This window comes from Nocardia niwae NBRC 108934 = DSM 45340 (genome assembly GCF_001613465.1).
Lineage (GTDB): Bacteria > Actinomycetota > Actinomycetes > Mycobacteriales > Mycobacteriaceae > Nocardia > Nocardia niwae.
The window spans coordinates 13,030-31,078 of sequence record NZ_BDCK01000030.1 but is presented as its reverse complement, the minus strand read 5'-3'; the positions used below and the strand labels follow the sequence as shown (position 1 = coordinate 31,078).

Sequence of the window (18,049 nt, the reverse complement as noted above, 5' to 3'; positions counted from 1 at the left end):
CCTCGTTCTCGTCAGCCGAGCGACCCTCGCCGGAGCAGGAACTCACTCAGGTCGCAGAGGCACCGTAATCAGCGAGCTCACGGCGAACTCCAGTTCGCCGACCAGGTCCCGGCTACGGTCCCATATCCACAGTTGCTGCAACCCGAGAGTGGTCGCCAACACCACACGCGCCGCCTGCCCTGCGGTGACACCGGGTGAGAGTTCTCCGTCCGCCGCGATTTCCCGGAACGCCCGGCAGAGCAGATCGTCCGCCCGGTGGTACAAGTCGATGAAGTACGAGTGCGCTGGATGCGTAGTCGCGATCGCCTCGGCGGACAGTGTCACCTCGAGATCGATGAGTCCTGGACGCTGGACGTTGCGGCGGGTCGCTTCGATCCATTCTCGCAGCACACCGATGCCGTGCGGACGCGCATCGGCAGCCAACTCCAGCGCATCTTCGTCGCGTCGCCGCAGCACGGCCTCGAGCAGGGCGTCTTTGGTCGGGAAGTGGTGACGCATGCCGGCATGCGTCATACCGACCCGCTCAGCGATGTCGCGGAGCGTGCCGTCACGAAACCCCGACTGCGCGAAAACCTGCATCGCCGCTTCGATGATCTCGTCGCGCCGGCGCGCCGACTTGGCATAAGGCCCGCGCGGCCCACGGATACCGACTCTGTCTGACACCTCCCCCACGCTAGTTCACCCTCAGTAGGTGGCACGCCCCCCGGAGATGTCATACACGGCTCCCGTGGAGAAGCTGACCGCGTCGGAGGCGAGCCAAGCGATGAGTTCGGCCACCTCCTCGGCGCGTCCCACTCGCTTCATGGGGATCAAACCGGTGATGTGCGCCAAGACTTCCGGTGCGGTGGTTTCGTTCATCGGGGAGGCGATCACCGCCGGCGCGATGGCATTGACCAGGACACCGGTCTCGGCCAGTTCCTTGCCTGCCGACTTCGTCAGGCCGATGACCGCGGCCTTCGACGCGGAATAGACCGACAAGTTCGGGTTTCCGTCCTTGCCTGCGATGCTGGCGAGATTGACGACGCGGCCCCACCCCCGTTCGATCATGCCGGGAACGAACGTGCACATCATCGCCACCGTCGCCACAACGTTCACTTCGAAGGTGCGGCGCCATTGCTCGCCGGTTGTCTGCACCAGCGGGACGTTCGGTCCTACGACTCCGGCGGAGTTGACCAGGATGTCTACTGGTCCGACCCGCTCGGCGAGCGCGGTAACCGCATCCTCTTCGACGATGTCGACGATCTCATCCGCACCGGCAGCCCGATCGACCGTCACCACACGAACGCCGTCGGCACGCAGTCGCCGCGCCGCGGCCGCGCCGAGCCCGCCGGCTCCACCGGTAACGAGCGCGGTTCTTTTCATCGAATCTCCGGTTTCAGGTCGATCAGGGTTTTGGGGCCCGGTCCGGCACCAGCGAGAGGTCGGCTCGACAGCACATCGGTGACGTCCTCCAGGGCCGAGACCGCCGATACCAGAGCCAAGGGATCGACCGAGCCATCGGCAAGGGAGGCGATCGCGTGCCGCAGGCCGGCCGAGGCACCGAGGATGCCGACCAGCGTCACGTCTTTCAGCGCGACCTGACGACTGTCGATGTAGCTGGGCGTCCCGGCCAGCCCTACCAGCACGACGCGGCGGCCCGGTTCGACGAGTTCGGTCGCCAACCCGGGACACGACGACGCGTTCGATGCGTCGACGACCCCGTGCCAGGCACGTCGCGGAAGGTCCTCGCTGGTCCACACTCCATCGAAGCCGAGAGTGCGTGCGAACTGGAGCGAGCGGTCGGCGGGTCCCAGCAGGTGTACTTCGGCTCCCGCCGCACGCGCAAACATCGCGCACAGCAGTCCGATGGTTCCTGGGCCGAGGATCAGCAGGCGCTCTCCCGCAGTGACGCCGGCGGCCTCGAACGCACGCCAGGCGATGCCGGCGGGTTCTGCCATCGCGGCCGCCCGGTCGTCGATCGAGTCCGGTACGGGATACAGCGCGGCGACCGGAACCGGGAACTGTTCGGCAAGGGCGCCGGGCCATCCGCCGCGAACGCCGATCTCGTAGCGCGCGGCACAGACGTGAGAATGCTGCGCAGCGCAGCGATCGCACATTCCGCAGCCGAGTATCGGGTCTGCGGTTACCCGTCGGCCTATCCATGACGGGTCGACCTCGGCGCCGACACCGCGAACGCGTCCGACCCATTCATGTCCGATCTGTAGCGGGTACCGGGCGTTTCCGTCGTGCAGGTATGCCATGGATCCGTCGAACAATTCCCGATCGGTACCGCAGATACCGACCATGCAGACTTCCACGATCACTTCGCCGGCCGATGGGCGCGGCGGGTCGACATCGACGACCCCTCCGACGCCGGGACCGGCGATGACGTAGGCCTTCACCGCGGGCCGATCACTCGCTGACGCTGACGTCCCAGCCCGTCGATGCTCAGTTCCATCACGTCGCCCTCGCGCAGCCAAACCTGCGGACTGAAGCCCATGCCGACCCCGGGCGGGGTGCCGGTGTTGATGAGATCGCCCGGTTCGAGCACCATGAACTGACTGACGTAGTGCACGATGGTGAACGGGTCGAAGATCATGGTCGAGGTCGAACCGCACTGTCGCTGGATCCCATTGACATCCAAACGCATCCCGAGCTCTCCCACCTGAGGGATCTCATCCTGTGTGACCATCCAGGGACCGACCGGGTTGAAGGTTTCCGCCGACTTGCCCTTGAGCCACTGACCACCCCGCTCCATCTGGAAGGAGCGTTCGCTCACGTCGTTGACCAGGACCCAACCCGCTATATGGTCGCGGGCTTGCTCGGGGTCATCGAGGTAGCTCGCTCGCCGACCGATGACGATGCCGAGTTCCACCTCCCAGTCGACCTTGGTCGCGGCTCGTGGAATGCGCACGTCGTCGTTCGGTCCGATGACCGTGTTCGGAGATTTCGTGAACAGGATCGGCTCCACCGGGACCGCTTGTCCGGTCTCGGCGGCATGGTCCCGATAGTTCAGTCCGACGCAAATGATCTGGTGTGGGCGCGCGATCGGCGCCCCCAACCGCTGGTCGCCCAGCTGCCGGACTTGGCCCGCGGCGAGTCGTTCGGCCACGATCTCGCGCACCCGGTCGAGCTGACCGGCGCCGAAGAACGTCTCGTCGAAGTCGGGTGTCACGTCCGACAAAGCGACATAGGAACTGTCCGAGATCAGGGCGGCAGGCCGCTCCTCGCCAGGAGCACCGACACGGATGAGTTTCAATCTTTCGCCTTTCCGAGAAGGGGGCCGCGCCACGGGGCTACCGGTGTTCCCGGCACATCGACATGCGCCGTGAACAGTGCTCCGGAGTCCGGATTGCGTGCCAGACGGGCGGCAGACAGATCCTGCCGCGCAGTCGTGATGACCAGTGTGTCGAGATCGGCTCCGGCGAACCCGACACTCGAAACATGAGGGGCAGGAACCCGGATGACAGCACTCGGCGCACCATCTCCGCCGTACCTGCGCACTTGTGCCGCGCCCCAGAGCGCTACCCACACACCTCCGTCACGGTCGGTGCAGATCCCGTCCGGTATCGCGTCCAGCCCCTCGATGAAGACTTCGCGACTGCCGGAGACTCCGGTGGCGGGGTGATACTTACGGGTGTATATCGTGCGGCGCAGCGAGTCGACAGTGAACATTCGATCCCCGGCCGGTGACCACGCGATGCCGTTGGACAATGTGAGATCGTCGTCGATGACGACCACCCGGCCGTCGTCTTCGATCCGCACCAGCGTCTCCGACTCCGACGGCTCGGTCATCGACAGGGTGCCCACGTAGAGCCGACCTGCCGGGTCGGTGGCCGCATCGTTGAGACGCCTACCCGAATCGGGCTGGAGCACTTGGCTGAACACTCTGCCGGGGCTGTCGGCTTCGGCGATCAGCACCGAGTCGCGAGCAGCGATGGCCAGGGTTCCCGAGCACGACACAGCGACGGCTCCTACAGTGCCCGGGACCTTCCGGGTACTGATACCCGTGATCGACCCGTCGGGCCTGAGTTCGCCCTGATGCACGAGTCCGTCGACGATGTCCACCCAGAGGACGCATTCGCGTAGGGCGTCCCACACCGGCCCCTCGGATAGTTGACCGCAGGCCAGAGTTGCTCTGACGGCTTCGAATTCGATCATCGGGTGCGCTCCTGCGGAAGATCATCGACTCACCTGGTGGGCGCCTGACACACCACCACCCAAAACCACCCGACTGGGTTTATTTAAATCTAGCGGGCAGACCGCCACCATGCCAACACCGAGCCTGGGCGACCGGTACAGCGGATGCCGAGCGAGATGCCCACCAGCCGCCTGTGGGCCAACCGCGGAGGCCGGAGAAGCGACCAGGAGAATGGAAGGATGGCCGGCACCGATCAACAGCGCACGCAACTGGCAGTGCTCTCCCCCACTCCTGAGCACCGCGAGCAACCGTCAGTGTGACTCCCTGCCGACCTCGGAGCCGGTCGAGCCGAGCAGGAAGTCGAGGTCGGCGCCGGTGTCGGCCTGCAGCACGTGATCGATGTACAGCCTTTCCCAACCTCGATCCGGAGTGGCATACGCTGCCGTCGTTGTCGGATCGGTTTGGCGTTCAGCAAGTTCCGCTGCGGGGACATCCAGCTCGATCGAGCGGGCGGCGACGTCGAGTTGAATCCAGTCGCCGTCCCTGACCAGCGCGAGCGGCCCCCCGGCAGCGGACTCCGGGGTGACGTGGAGGACCACGGTTCCGTACGCGGTCCCGCTCATCCGTCCGTCGCAGACCCGCACCATGTCACGAACCCCCCGGGCGAGAAGTTTGCGCGGCAACGGCATATTCGAGACTTCGGGCATACCTGGATATCCCTTCGGCCCGCAGCCCCCCAGCACCATCACCGAATTCTCGTCGATGTTCAACCCTGGATCGTCTATCCGGTGGTGTAGGTCCTCGATGCTGGAGAAGACGACCGCCCGCCCTCGATGCCGCAACAGGTGCGGCGACGCCGCAGCCGGCTTGATGATCGCGCCACCCGGTGCCAACGAGCCACGGAGCACGGCGATTCCCGCGCCGGTCTGCAACGGTGAAGCGCGCGGCGCAATCACTGCTCGATCCCAGATCCGCGCATCATCGAGATGCTCGACGAGCGGTCTGCCGGTGACGGTGAGCGCGCCGGGATCCAGCAGGTCCCGGACCTCACGAAGTACCGCGAGCAAGCCTCCGGCACGATGGAAATCGTCCATCAGGAATTCCCCCGCGGGAAGCAGATTGACCAGCAGGGGAACCTCCGCACCGATCCGGTCGAAGTCGTCGAGGGTGAGGTCGACGCCCAACCGACCTGCGATGGCCAGCAGATGGATCACCGCGTTCGTCGAACCACCTGTCGCGGCGAGCGTGACGATGGCGTTGCGGAAGCTCGCCTTCGTCAACATCCTGCGTGGAGAGCACCGCCGGGCCACGAGTTCGACGGCGAGCCGTCCGGACTCGTGCGCACCCTGCAACAGCCTGGCGTCGGGTGCGGGGGTTCCAGCGAGACCGGGCAAGGTCATTCCGAGTGCCTCGGCTGTCAAGGCCATGGTGGATGCGGTCCCCATGGTGTTGCAATGCCCTTTACTACGAATCATCGCCGACTCCGATGCACGGAACTCATCGGCATCCATCCGTCCGGCGCGAACCTCTTCGCTGAGCCGCCACACATCGGTCCCGCACCCCAGCGGCTCGCCCCGGAAATGACCGGTGAGCATGGGCCCGCCCGGTACGACGATCGCGGGTAAGTCGACCGAGGCCGCGGCCATCAGCAGAGCGGGAATGGTCTTGTCACAACCGCCCAGCAGCACGACACCGTCGATGGGATTCGCCCGCAACATCTCCTCGGTGGTCATCGCCGCCAGATTCCGCCACAGCATCGCCGTCGGCCTGACCTGGGTTTCGCCGAGGGACACAACCGGGAGTTCGAGTGGAATACCGCCGGCTTCGTAGACTCCGTTCCGCACCGACTGGGCAACCTCGGTGAGGTGCGCGTTGCACGGCGTCAAGTCGGACGCCGTGTTGGCGATCGCGATCTGTGGGCGTCCGGCGAAATCCGCGGGAAGGCCCCTGCGCATCCAGGCGCGGTGGATATAGGCGTTGCGGCCCGGGCCCTCATACCACCTGGAGCTCCGCATCCGCGCTGTCATTCCCGCTCTCCTCGTTGGTCGTCTCGGAACTCGACCTGCAGGGAAACGCTCGCACTGCCCCAGCGCTCCCCGACCGCACGAACCTGGACTTCCCCTGCCCCAGTGGGACGGATTATGGCAAGCAGCCGACCTTCGAAAGTCCGATGGACGTCACCGCCGAAGGCCATATCGTCATCGGGCTTCGCGCTCGACAACGCAGCCAGTGTTGCCGGGCCCTCGACGGTGACCCGGACGAGATCCGATCGGTCGATCGCGAGGGTCCCCGCGTCGTCGCACAGTTCGAGATGGACATACGCCAACTCCGAGGGGGTAGCGATGAGGCGCACTGCTTCCGCCCGTGCCCGTAGCTTTGTGGCGCCGTGCAGGCTGTGGAGGGCGGTACGCCCGGTTTCTGCTCCGCGGCGGCGGGCGATCGCGACGAGCTCTCCGGGAACGAACTGAATCTCGAAACGCGCGATGCACCCGCGAGGTATCCCCTTGTCATCGATGCCCACTGCCGCAGTACCGATGGAGTGTCCGTTCAGCAGTAGCTCGACTTCCTCGGCGTCGCTGTAGACATCGACCGTGACCGGAGAGCCCGTCGGAACATCCCACGCCCAGCTGCTGAGCACATCATCCCAGGACCACCTGGTGCGAGTAAGGTTCTGGCCGAACCGCTGCGGACGATGCACAGCGATGTAGGGCTCGGTCCGTATGCCCCACACTACTTCTCGCCAGTAGGATATCGGCTGGCGAATACCGTTGATGTCGATGGTGCCGGCGTGCGATACCAGCCAGGGATATGGAGAAGCCATACCGCGAGGACGGAGCGGGTCATCGTCATAGTAGGCGCGTCCGGTTCCGGCTTCTCCCAAATGGTCCCATGCGGTCCAGGCAAAGTCACCGATGACCTGTGGATGCTTTTCGACCAGCGCCCACAGCTGGTCGAGCCAGCCGGGGAACGATTCGGTGCCGACGATGATCCGGTCGGGGAAGAGTGTGGCGTCCAGGTCGTAGCGAGACTCCGCGTAGTTGATGCCGGCGACGTCGACCTGGGCGTGTGCCTCCTCGGTGAGCCTGGTCGCAGTCTCCGACGATCCGATCGTACTCGTGCCCTCCGCAGACAGTAGCGAGTTGAAATCGCTGGGAAGATCGCCCTGTCTGTTGACAGCGCCGTCGAGCACCGAGACCAGGCTGTTGACAGCGTTGGTCACTGGCCGAGTCGGGTCCAGCGCGCGGACCTCTTCGGCCAGTCGTCGTCCCCACACCGCCGCACCGGGGCGACCGATTTCGAGGATCTCGTTGCCTATCGAATACATGAGCAGGCTGGGGTGATTGCGCGCCGAGCCGATCCACGCCGCGAGGTCGCGCTTCCACCAGTCCGCAAAGGTGAGGGCGGTGTCGAACGACGTCTTGGCTTCGGTCCACACGTCGGCGAACTCGTCCATGACCAGCAAACCGACTCGGTCACAGGCGTCCAGGAACGCTCGGCTGGTCCCGTTGTGCGCGCTGCGGACAGCGTTGAAGCCGGCAGCGCGGATCAGTTCTGCTTTTCGGTGTTCTGCTCGGTCGATCGCCGCGGCGCCCAGTGGGCCGTTGTCGTGGTGGATGCAACCGCCCCGCAGTTTCACCGTTTGCCCGTTCAGTCGCAGCCCATGAACCGGGTCGAGCCGAATGGTGCGGATGCCGAACCGGGTGGCCTCGAAGTCGACAGTTTGTCCGTCGGAATCCGACAGGGTCGTTTCCACACGGTAGAGCAACGGGCTGTCGACGTCCCACAACTGAGGATCGCGTACCCAATGCCGCGTGCGCATCCAAGCCGAGTCACCTGGCGGAACGGTCACCGGCACCGTGCGTGTCGAGACCGCCACACCGTTCGGGTCGAAGACCCGGGTCAGGAGCGTGGCTACTCGCGTATGCCGGGTACCGTTGAAAACGGTGACCGCGGCGGTCACAGTAGCCAGGTGCTCGTCCACCTCGGGCGTGGTGATCACGGTCGTGTCGAGCGGAATGTGGAACGGGTCGCCGACCACCAGCCAAACATTGCGATAGACACCGACTCCCGTGTACCACCTGCTGTCTTGATGCGCACGCGATTCGACTCTGATCCGGTTGACAGCCCCGAACTCCAGATAAGGATCGAGGTGCGCGACGAAGGGGCTATACCCTGACGGTCTCTGCGCGACGAGATTGCCGTTGAGGTAGACCATCGCGTCGCGATAGACGCCTTCGAATTCGAGCAGGACCGTCCGCTGTGCCCACTCGGCCGGTGCCTCGAAGCTCTTCTCGTAGACCACATGCGCACTGGGAAAGTAGCCGGAGTGACTACCGTTGGCACTGTCCGGATCGCGCACCAGATCGCGCATCGCATCGTAGGGAAGCACCACGTCGACTTGCGATGCCGGGGAGATCACCGCCTCGAACAGGTGCTGTTTAAAAGCGACCTTCCACCCCTCATTGAATGACTGACGAATCATTCTTTGTCCTTCCCGCGGTCTTCGCGCGGCCTACCCGCCGACCGTCATCGCCATCAGCGAGTCGACGGCCCCGGCCGGGAGGCTTTCACCGAGGATGTTGACGACCTTCTGCATCGGCAAGGTTCCAATCACACGCAGCGTGCCGGGTTGCGCGATCGCGGCGAGCAGGTCCGACTGGAAGGTATCGAGCAGAACAGGCCCGACGATCGGATGATCGAACCACTCCTGCACAGTCGATCCGAGAGTGAGTACACGGGTGGTCTCGTCGCCCGCCAGCTCCACCACGCATTCGGCATCCACCGCCACCGCGTCGCGTCCGACGATCACCCGGTACTCACCCGGTGTGACGACCCAGTCCGAGATCTCGGTGTCCCAGTATGCGAACGCACGGCGATCCAGATTCAGCTCCACTGCCTCCGAGCCACCGGCCACGACGTTCACCTTGGCGAAGGCTCGCAGTTCCCGCGCCGGGCGGAGGACCTCGCCGCATGAGCCGGCGTCGACATACACCTGCACGACATGAGCGCCATCGCGATCGCCCACGTTGTCCACGACGAGGTTGACCCGGACCCTGTCCCTCGCGATCGGGGTGACGGTGAGGTCGCGGATACCGAAGTCGGTGTAGCTCAACCCATGTCCGAAGGGGTACCGGACCGCGACCTTCCTGGTGCTGAACGAACGATATCCGACGAGCAGCCGCTCACCGTAGACCACCCGGCCTCGCTCGCCGGGGAAGTTTCCGAACGCCGGGGTGTCTTCCAGACGCAGTGGGATCGTCTCGGCGAGCTTGCCCGACGGATTGACCACCCCGTACAGAACGTCGGCGATGGCAGCGCCTCCTGCCTGGCCCAGCAGGAATCCATCGACGATGGCGTCCACATCGTCGTGCCAGCCCTCCAAACTCACGACACCACCGTGGGAGAGCACTACAACGGTTTTCGGCGCAACCCGGCTGACCGCACGGATCAACTCGATCTGGCCGACGGGCAGATCGAGAGTGGTCCGATCGAACCCCTCGGACTCTTCCGATTCGCTCAGGCCCGCGAAGACCAGCGCGATCTCACAGTCACGCGCCACGGCGATCGCTTCGTTCAGCAGGGCCTGCTGATCCTCCCCGTCCGTGCGGAAGCCAGCGGCGAATCCGACACCGGGGCCGGCGTATTCGGCGAGGGCATCACAGAACGAAACAACCTCAGATGCCCTGACATTCGAGCTCCCCCCACCCTGGAACCGTGGTGCACGCGCGAACTCGCCGATCACGGCGACGCGAGTGTCCTTCGCGAGAGGAAGAGCGTCGTCGTTCTTGAGCAGAACCACGCACGCGGCAGCGGCTTCCCGTGCGAGGCGGTGGTGCTTGCCGAAGTCTGCCGGGCCCGACGTACCGCCGTAGGCGGCGAGAGCAAGGACACGCTCGACGCTGCGGTCGAGGTCTGATTCGTCGAGCTCTCCCGACGCGACAGCCTGGGTGAGTTGACGCGCACTACGCCCGTTGGTCGAAGGCATCTCGAGATCGAGCCCGGCCTTGACCGCCGCAGGTGGGTTGTGGACGGCACCCCAGTCCGAGACCACCGCACCGCGGAAGCCCCACTCGTCACGGAGCACATCGGTGAGCAACCACCGGTTCTCCGATGAATAGGTGCCGTTGAGCCGGTTGTAGGAACACATCACCGTCGCTGGATTCGCCTCGGCGACGACATGCTCGAAGGCGGCCAGGTAGATCTCGCGCAGTGTGCGCTCGTCGACTTCGGCGCTGACGCGCATGCGGTCGGACTCTTGATTGTTGGCAGCAAAGTGTTTGACGGACGCACCGACACCCGTGCTCTGCAGCCCGTTCACGTAGGCGGCCCCAAGCACACCCGACAACAGCGGGTCCTCGGAGAAGTACTCGAAATTGCGGCCGCACAGGGGCGAGCGCTTGATGTTCACCCCTGGGCCGAGCAAGATATCGACGCCCGCTGAAGCCGCTTCGAGTCCGAGCGCTTCACCCACTGTCGCTACGAGGTCGGGGTCCCAGCTCGAGCCGAGCGCAACCGCGGGGGGAAAGCAGGTCGCGGGCAGGCTCGGATGCATCCCGAAGTTGTCACCCCCTTCTTCCTGCACCCGCAGGCCGTGGGGACCATCCGAGAGGCGAACGGCACGAATCCCGGCCTCGGCGATTTCGCGCGTGCACCATGTGTCCTGTCCTGAGAGCAAGCCGGCCTTCTGCTCGACGGTCAGGGCCGACAGCGGTACCTCGCGGGTAGGAGTCTCGGTCATCGTTGTTTGTTTCTCCTTGATAGACACTCAGTAGGCACCCGACTGCGGGACTCGCAACTGCCCGTTCGGAAGAAGCAGGTCCGCTTCGACTTCGACGCCCTCCGGGATCACGCAATCGACGGTGATCGCTGAATCGGATCATCGGCGCACCCTGCCGACCCGTCCCCAACCCTAACGCAAAAACCACCCATTTGGGTTTTTTTTGTAAGAGCGCAGCTCACGCAGCACTTAGCGGTCCAAAGCGCCTGACGCAGCCCATCGAATACCACCCTCCGATGTCATGAACAGCAGATTGCAGGAGGTCTGTACGACCACCGCATCGACCGCGCGCCGAGACGCGAGACGCCGCCTTACGGCCGCGCCGGAACCGAAGGTCGCTCGATCAAGCCGGCGATCCCGAAGCCAGGAGTCGGAACCGGCAGATCTTCGAGATACGCAGCAACGACCGAAGCCATGGTCGATCTTCGACCGTGGCCCCTTGTCCAGTTACGGACGCACCGGGCCGAACTTGCGCAAGTGTGCCGAGCGGACACCGCTGCACGATGTCCGGCAGCTGTCAAACTTGGCGGGGGTATCGGGACTGTGGATTTAACGGTACCTCTCTGCTCATCGAGGCTTGACACAGAGAGGAGCCAACTTCTGCGGCTGCGGTGGCTCACCGACCTCGGAGCCGAGCACACGAACGTCACGTACTCCGTGCGAGGGTTCACCGGCGAAGTCACCTCCACGACGGTGCACACACACTGGCAATCCCTCGGGCAAGAGACTGACGTGTTGGCACGGATACCACACGGCGCCGCCACAGCACATTGCGAGCAGCCGAGGTGGACTCCGGAGCGATGGTTGCTGCCGCCGTACGTGTTGTCGTCGGTGTTGCTCGAGCCCATCGTCACCGCACTGACATGCGGCCCCGCTTTAAGCCGATGGCCTGCCTACCGTATCGCTGACCCCGCCTGGGGCGGTGGCACAGACATGGAAGGCACCCCACGCATCCCCACCGTGTTCGCTGCTCAAGGGGAACTCATCACCCGGCCCACAGATCGACGAACAGGCTGGCGCCACAACCTTGCACTCACCGGTCACGCAGGAGTATCAGGACCGGTCGTCCGCGACCTCGTCATCGGTAGCACTGGCAACGACGAAGACCCGATACCCCCAGGACGGATCATTCGGCAAGCCCGAGTGCTCTCCATGGGCCCAGCCGGACAAGAGCCCGTCCTCTGCCTGTGCCCCACTGATCGAAATGGCCGCCTGTCGGACGTTCTCGTTGTGAGCCTCAGCCACATCAGCGACCTGCTGGACTCCGGAACCTGGCATGGTCCCTGGCAGCGAGGCGCCGGCGCTTGGGTGTCACGCTGGCTGGCGATCGAGTCGGCTCGAATACCCTCACCGTCTAGCTCGAATACCCTCACCATCTAGTCAGCGATCGCACACCACCAGTCACACCTAACCGACGGGAAGCCACCTTTTGTCCACCACGCCGCAAACCGCGATCGGCCGTCTCCGAGACAATCGAGGATTCACGGCCATCCTGGCATCGGCCGCCATATCCTCGACCGGCGACGGAATCCGGCTCGCTGCGCTGCCATTGCTCGCCATTACGATCACCAACGATCCCGTGGCAGTGTCCGGGGTCGCGATCGCCAACCGACTGCCCTGGCTCGTGGTGGCACTGCTCAGCGGGGCGATCGCCGACCGCTATCGACGCCGGACGATTATGGTTATCGCTGACGCAGCACGCGCCGCGATTGGGCTGGCACTCGTCGCCGCTATTGTCACCGATATCGATCACCTCGTCGTGCTGTACGTCGCCGCGGTCGCGTTGGGAATCGGTGAAACTCTCTACAGCAGCGCCGCCCAAGGCTTCTTGCCCGAGGTCGTCGCCAGCCAACACCTGCCCGCCGCGAACGGACGACTCTTCACTGTCAGCATGGTCGGCTCCAACTTCTTCGGCCCCATGGTAGGAAGTTGGCTGTTCGGACTCGGCAGAGCCATCCCGTTCTTGCTCGATGCCATCAGCTTCGGCGTAGGTCTACTTCTCATCAGCTCGGTCACCGAGACGACACCATCGACTCTCGATCGCAACAGAACCTCTCTGTTGCAGGACGTTCGCGCCGGAATCGCCTGGCTGCTGAAGCATCCCTTGATGCGGTCATTCACCGTCGTGGTCACGGTCGTCAACCTGACACAAGGCGCCAGCCAGGCCCTCCTGGTGCTCCTCGCTGTGACCGAACTGGGCATGTCCACCACCACCTTCGGCTTCATCATCGCCGCCGGCGGCGTCGGTGGCTTCCTCGGCGGCATGCTCGCTCAACGAATCGGTGACTGGCTCAGTGTCCCGAAAGTCCTCCTGCCGGGAATCGCGATTACCTGCCCACTGTTCCTGGTCATGGCCTGGACACACCAACCGATCGTGCTGGGAATCGCGGTCGCAATCAACGCCTTCGCAGGAGTTCTTGCCAACGTGCAGATGGTTTCGCTGCGCCAACGCCTCGTACCCAACAACTTCCTCGGCAGGATCGGCAGCGTCAACCAGTTCCTGGCCTTCGGGATCGCAATACCCTTGGGCGCGTTGGGCGGCGGTTTCCTCGCTCAAGTGTCGGGCGTGCGGGCTGTCTACACTGCATCCGCCATTGTGATCTTCATGCTCGTGATAGCCGTCGCCAAAAGTATGCGGCCCCGCGCCGTCGCCGACGCGATCGCAAAGTTCGAGACCACAGCGTCCGCGTAGTTCTGATCAGGTGCCGACCGCCGAGGCCAGCGGGGAGATCAACTCCAGGATCCACCCGTGAGCGGTCACGTCCCTGTGGTTGCCCGTCACTTCGCCGGTACGGACCCCGCGCGGGTGAACGCCATAAGGGTAGAGGAATTCTTCCCGCACAGAGCAAGATTGGCATCAGTGAATCCCCCCGGTGATTCCGGAGACTTACCGATGTGACAGCCCGGCCAGTTGCTGGGCTGGGTGTTGAGCGTAGTAGGCGGCCTCCATCTCCGTCGGTGGTACGTCGCCGCAGTACTGGTAGAGCCGCCGGTGATTGAACCAGTCGACCCATTCCGCGGTAGCGAATTCGACGTGGTCGACGCTGCGCCACGGGCCGCGGGGCTTGATCAACTCGGTTTTGTACAGGCCGTTGACCGTCTCGGCGAGGGCGTTGTCGTAGCTCGAGCCCACCGCACCTACGCTGGGCTGGATCCCGGCCTCGGCGAGCCGCTCGGTGAAGGCGATCGAGGTATATTGAGCGCCCCTATCGGTGTGGTGCACAACATCTTTCACGTCCCATCCCGATCTTTCACGGGTCCAGATCGCGTGCTCGATCGCGTCGAGCACCAGCGCGGTCGTCATCGTGGTGCCTGTGCGCCAGCCGATGATCCTGCGCGCGTAGGCGTCGATCACGAACGCCACATAGACCCAGCCCGACCAGGTCGACACATAGGTCATGTCGGCCACCCACAGCCGGTTCGGCGCCGCCGCCGCGAACTTGCGTTGCACCAGATCCTGCGGCCGCTCGGCGGCCGGATCGGCGATCGTGGTGCGTTTGACCCTGCCACGGACAGCACCCCGCAACCCCAGCTGCCGCATCAGCCGCTCGACGGTGCAGCGGGCCACACCGATACCCTCACGGTTGAGTTGCAGCCACACTTTCCGGGCACCGTAGACGCCGAAGTTCTCGCGGTGGACTCGCGTGATTTCCACCTTCAATTCCTCGTCACGCCGGCCTCGCTTGCTTGAAACGGGCTGGCGGTGTTCGTAATACGTTGATGGGGCGATTTTGGCGCCGAGCTCGGTGAGTGCGGCGCAGATCGACTCGACACCCCATCGCAGGCCACCGTTGACGCGGTGGCCCTGGTGCTCGCTGATGTATCTGACGATCAGCGCTGGGGCCGGTCCAGTTCGGCCGCGAAGAAAATCGATGCTGATTTCAGAATTGCGTTGGCGCGCTTGAGTTCTGCGTTCTCCCGGCGCAGCCGTTTCACCTCGGCGGATTCCTCGGTGGTGATCCCGGCCCGCGAGCCGACATCGACCTGACCTTGGCGAACCCACTTGCGGACCGTCTCGGCGGTCCCGACACCCAGCAACTCGGCGACCGCACCGATCGCCGCCCACTCCGACTCGTGCTGGTCGCGGACCTCCGCAACCATCCGCACCGCCCGCTCACGCAACTCCTGCGGGTACTTCTTCGAACTCACGGACCTCATCCTTCCTCAAGAGATGAAGTCTCCGGACACGCCGGGGCGATTCAGATAGGTGATCCGGATCCTGTCGGCCCAGAGGCGGTGTAGCGCTCCGGAAATCATTTCCGGGACCGTTGTCACACCGCAAACCGGTGGACCCGTTTGCGGTTGACCCGGTGACCCTCGTCGAACCGCAGGGCCGCCTACGCCCGAAGGAACCCATGACACGGGTTCTTGGGCGCATACTCGCGCAGCCAGGCCCTGGCACCGGCGCCGGGATCGTCCTGGGGCTGGTCGAGCGGGAGCCGCCGCAACGGGGACCGATGCACCCCGACGACTTTACGGGCGAACCGTTCCGACATTCCCTTGACCTGCAAGAGCATGCCCATCGCCCGACGCTTGGCCGCCGGGCCTAGAAGATTCCCCGAGCGATCTCCCGCAACGCGCCCTTCTCCAGCTCGGAAAAAATTCACCCAAACTGGGTGTCCTTTATCCATTGACGGGCGCAACGAGACGAGGCAATGCTGAACTCGTGCCAAGGCAGAACGATTCGACTCGACCCGACTTTCGGGTCTACTACGTCAATGTCACTGCACGACCAAATAGATCCGGTCTGCGCCATGCCAGCAGCGGTCTCCAATGCATTCATATCTCTCCGTCGACACCCAGTCAGTTGGCGGGATTCGCTTGCAGCACAACGCACTTTGGCGAGTATGCAGTTTCCGGCGGTCCTCTGTCCGACGAAAGTGTCCGATGGCCGACCCAGGTGCGAAAACGTGTATGGTGATGGCATGTGCACACTAGCCGTGCACAGCTGCTGCAATTCCGGTGTACGACTCCCCCTCCGGACACAGACACTACGCACACGGGTGGTTGTGGAGCAGTTTCTGCCACGACCACCCGTTTTTCGTGGTCGTAGGTGAGCTTCAGGCCGAGTTGCCGGTAGACCTCGAGTTTGTCGGTGGGGTCAGCCGCCTTCAGTATATGAACCAGGCCGCCCAGTGAGGTCACAAGCTGGTGGATCTCCTCCCTGGTCATCGGGTGATTTCCACGTTGCTCGGCTTCCAGCGTGGCGAGCTGTGCCGCGGTGGCCTGCCGTTCGCGTTGGACCTGTTGGGTCCAACCCGCCACCAGAGCCGGGTCGGTGCCCGCTTCCAGTGCTGCCCGGTACCGCGACAGCTTGCGGTCGTGTTCGGCAAGCGATCGTCGTGCACTCTCGATGGCGGGAGTGTTGTCGGTCTGCGCGTCCTCGAGCATGGTCAGCGAATGCTCGATCCGGTCGGGGTGAAAGATATCGGCCAACCATGAATCGATCGGGCCGCTGAGCTGGTCTTCGCGCAGGTAGACGGTGGTCGGGTGGTCGATCTTGTTGGCGAGGGCGTACTCGGAGGGATACCGACAGCGGTAGTGCGGCAGCCCGTGGTTCCAGTTGCCCTGCATGCGGCGTCCGCAGGCCTCGTGGAACAACAGTCCCTTGAAGGCGTACGGGTGCTGACGGCGGGTCGTGGTCCTGCCCGTCGATTGCGGGCCTCGGGCGGCAAGCCGAAGTTGCGTCTGCTCGAAGACGTCCCTACCGATGAGGGCACTATGGGCAGGTTGGTCGGAGTAGACCCACTCGTTCTTCGGGTTCCACGCCAAGCGGGTGTGATGGCCCAAGGCGACGTCATCGACGTCGATGAGGAACTCCTGCTTGCGCTGTTTGTTCCACACCTCGTAGCCGGTATAGCGCGGATTGCCCAGGATCGCGCGCACCGCGCTCTTGGACCATGCGGCGCCGGAGCGATGGCTGTTGCGCCTGCGGTCGTAGGCCGAGGGGCACAGGATGTTGTCGGCGGTGAGGCGTTGCGCGATAGCGAAAATCCCTATGCCGGACAGGTATTCGCTGAAGATCCGTTGGACTACCGGTGCGGTGACAGGGTCGGGTTCAAGGGTATGCAGCCGTTTACCATCGGCGGCTTTGCCCGGATTGGGATGGGGCCCGGCGTCGGCGAGACGATACCCGTAAGGTGGCCGGCCGCCGAGGTAGCGGCCCTCGACTTGGGTTTGCGCGGCCATGGCGGCGCGGACGCGGATCTTGATGCGGTTGCGTTCGCCTTTGGACATGCCACCGAACACCGACATGATCAGGTCGTGTGCTTCGGAGTCCGGGTCGATCGGACCGCCGACCTCCGGCACCCACAGTTGCACGCCGTAGTGGACGAAGACCGGAAACGTTAGCCCGAACTGGTTGCCGTAGAACGCGCGCTGCGGTTCGCCGATCACAACCGCGTCGAACCCTCGCTCGGGTTCTTTGAGCAGCTCGAGCAGCCGCCCGGCCGCGGGGCGGCGCTTCCACGGAATCGACCGCGACTGCCCGATGTCGAAGAACTCCGCGACGATCTGCCCGTGCTGACCGACCAGGGCGTTCGCTCGTCCGAGCTGCCAGTTGCGAGATGCGTCCGGATCTTGCTGGTCCTCGGTGGAGACCCGCCCGGCGAAAGCGAACCTGATCATTGCTGCGATTCCTCCTGCTGGTTGAGAAAGACATCGGCGTTCGGTGGTGACCTGGCCGAACTGCCTCCTCCTCGAAAGTTTCGATGGAGGGAGTCGGCCGTGGTGTTGATGCTGGACTCGGTCGGGGACTATTGACGGTCTCGCCACGAGTCTCGCGGAAGTGTCGGAGAATGATCTCCAGCAACACTTTAGCGGCTATTGCGTTGAGCTGAGGCGGGTCCTCTGGAACGACGACGGTGAGCTCCTCCGTGCGGCTTCGAGCAGCGTTATCATGCGCGCTGCTGCGATCAGAGCGCACAGCGCACGTCCTGGGCTACGGTGGCCAACTGGTAGCTGTCCGTTGACCACTGGTACCTCGCTCTGTACCGATCAGGAAGCGCGCGCGGCCGGGCGGAGTCGTCCCTCCGCCAATAACCAAGGGCCGGTGTGCTGGTGTGAGTAGAGGTGAACGATGAGCGCGCCGCCGCGGGAGACAAAGGCCCAGGACGAGCTCTGGCGCCGAGATGGCCAGTAAGGGGCTCACC

General features: G+C 64.4%; 12 protein-coding genes. 1 reads left to right on the top strand and 11 read right to left on the bottom strand.

Features of this window, described 5'->3' with window-relative positions:
• Positions 1–42: 42 nt before the first annotated feature.
• The 8 genes from NNI01S_RS21055 to NNI01S_RS21020 all read right to left on the bottom strand — a co-directional run bounded on the left by NNI01S_RS21055 (position 43) and on the right by NNI01S_RS21020 (position 10,859).
• Positions 43–663 carry a TetR family transcriptional regulator gene (locus NNI01S_RS21055; RefSeq protein ID WP_157114893.1) on the bottom strand — a complete coding sequence of 207 codons (621 nt, stop codon included), beginning with the start codon at positions 661–663 and terminating at the stop codon, positions 43–45.
• A 21-nt stretch (positions 664–684) separates the two neighbouring features.
• Entirely contained in the window at positions 685–1,362 is a 678-nt protein-coding gene (locus NNI01S_RS21050) for an SDR family NAD(P)-dependent oxidoreductase (RefSeq protein WP_063021850.1), read from the bottom strand.
• A complete protein-coding gene (locus NNI01S_RS36735) occupies positions 1,359–2,303 on the bottom strand; it encodes a zinc-dependent alcohol dehydrogenase (protein WP_501193589.1) in 945 nt (314 codons plus the stop codon). Before NNI01S_RS36735 ends, NNI01S_RS21050 begins: the two co-directional genes overlap by 4 nt.
• A gap of 74 nt (positions 2,304–2,377) precedes the next feature.
• Positions 2,378–3,238 carry a fumarylacetoacetate hydrolase family protein gene (locus NNI01S_RS21040; protein ID WP_063021848.1) on the bottom strand — a complete coding sequence of 287 codons (861 nt, stop codon included), beginning with the start codon at positions 3,236–3,238 and terminating at the stop codon, positions 2,378–2,380.
• Positions 3,235–4,140 (bottom strand): SMP-30/gluconolactonase/LRE family protein, encoded by a 906-nt coding sequence (locus tag NNI01S_RS21035; protein ID WP_063021847.1) that lies wholly within the window; start codon positions 4,138–4,140, stop codon positions 3,235–3,237. Before NNI01S_RS21035 ends, NNI01S_RS21040 begins: the two co-directional genes overlap by 4 nt.
• A gap of 291 nt (positions 4,141–4,431) precedes the next feature.
• Positions 4,432–6,135: an IlvD/Edd family dehydratase gene (locus NNI01S_RS21030; protein WP_245676307.1), complete on the bottom strand. Its 1,704-nt coding sequence runs from the start codon at positions 6,133–6,135 to the stop codon at positions 4,432–4,434.
• Positions 6,136–6,143: 8 nt separating this feature from the next.
• Positions 6,144–8,603 carry a glycoside hydrolase family 2 TIM barrel-domain containing protein gene (locus NNI01S_RS21025; RefSeq protein WP_063917596.1) on the bottom strand — a complete coding sequence of 820 codons (2,460 nt, stop codon included), beginning with the start codon at positions 8,601–8,603 and terminating at the stop codon, positions 6,144–6,146.
• Positions 8,604–8,633: 30 nt separating this feature from the next.
• Positions 8,634–10,859 carry a glycoside hydrolase family 3 C-terminal domain-containing protein gene (locus tag NNI01S_RS21020; RefSeq protein ID WP_063021845.1) on the bottom strand — a complete coding sequence of 742 codons (2,226 nt, stop codon included), beginning with the start codon at positions 10,857–10,859 and terminating at the stop codon, positions 8,634–8,636.
• A 1,468-nt stretch (positions 10,860–12,327) separates the two neighbouring features.
• On the opposite strand from NNI01S_RS21020, the gene NNI01S_RS21010 reads away from it, so the two are divergent.
• On the top strand, positions 12,328–13,590 hold the full coding sequence (locus tag NNI01S_RS21010; RefSeq protein WP_063021843.1) for an MFS transporter: 1,263 nt from the start codon (positions 12,328–12,330) through the stop codon (positions 13,588–13,590).
• A 6-nt stretch (positions 13,591–13,596) separates the two neighbouring features.
• Here NNI01S_RS21010 and NNI01S_RS34660 read toward each other — a convergent pair whose 3' ends face one another.
• The 3 genes from NNI01S_RS34660 to NNI01S_RS20990 all read right to left on the bottom strand — a co-directional run bounded on the left by NNI01S_RS34660 (position 13,597) and on the right by NNI01S_RS20990 (position 17,525).
• Positions 13,597–13,740 (bottom strand): hypothetical protein, encoded by a 144-nt coding sequence (locus tag NNI01S_RS34660; protein ID WP_157114892.1) that lies wholly within the window; start codon positions 13,738–13,740, stop codon positions 13,597–13,599.
• 45 nt (positions 13,741–13,785) lie between these two features.
• Positions 13,786–15,056, bottom strand: a protein-coding gene (locus NNI01S_RS21005; protein ID WP_439956139.1) for an IS3 family transposase whose coding sequence is annotated in 2 segments (ribosomal slippage) — positions 13,786–14,732 and positions 14,732–15,056 — 1,272 coding nt in all. Because the reading frame shifts where the segments join, the coding sequence is not laid out codon by codon here.
• A 645-nt stretch (positions 15,057–15,701) separates the two neighbouring features.
• Entirely contained in the window at positions 15,702–17,525 is a 1,824-nt protein-coding gene (locus tag NNI01S_RS20990; RefSeq protein ID WP_084489096.1) for a recombinase family protein, read from the bottom strand.
• Positions 17,526–18,049: the final 524 nt, after the last annotated feature.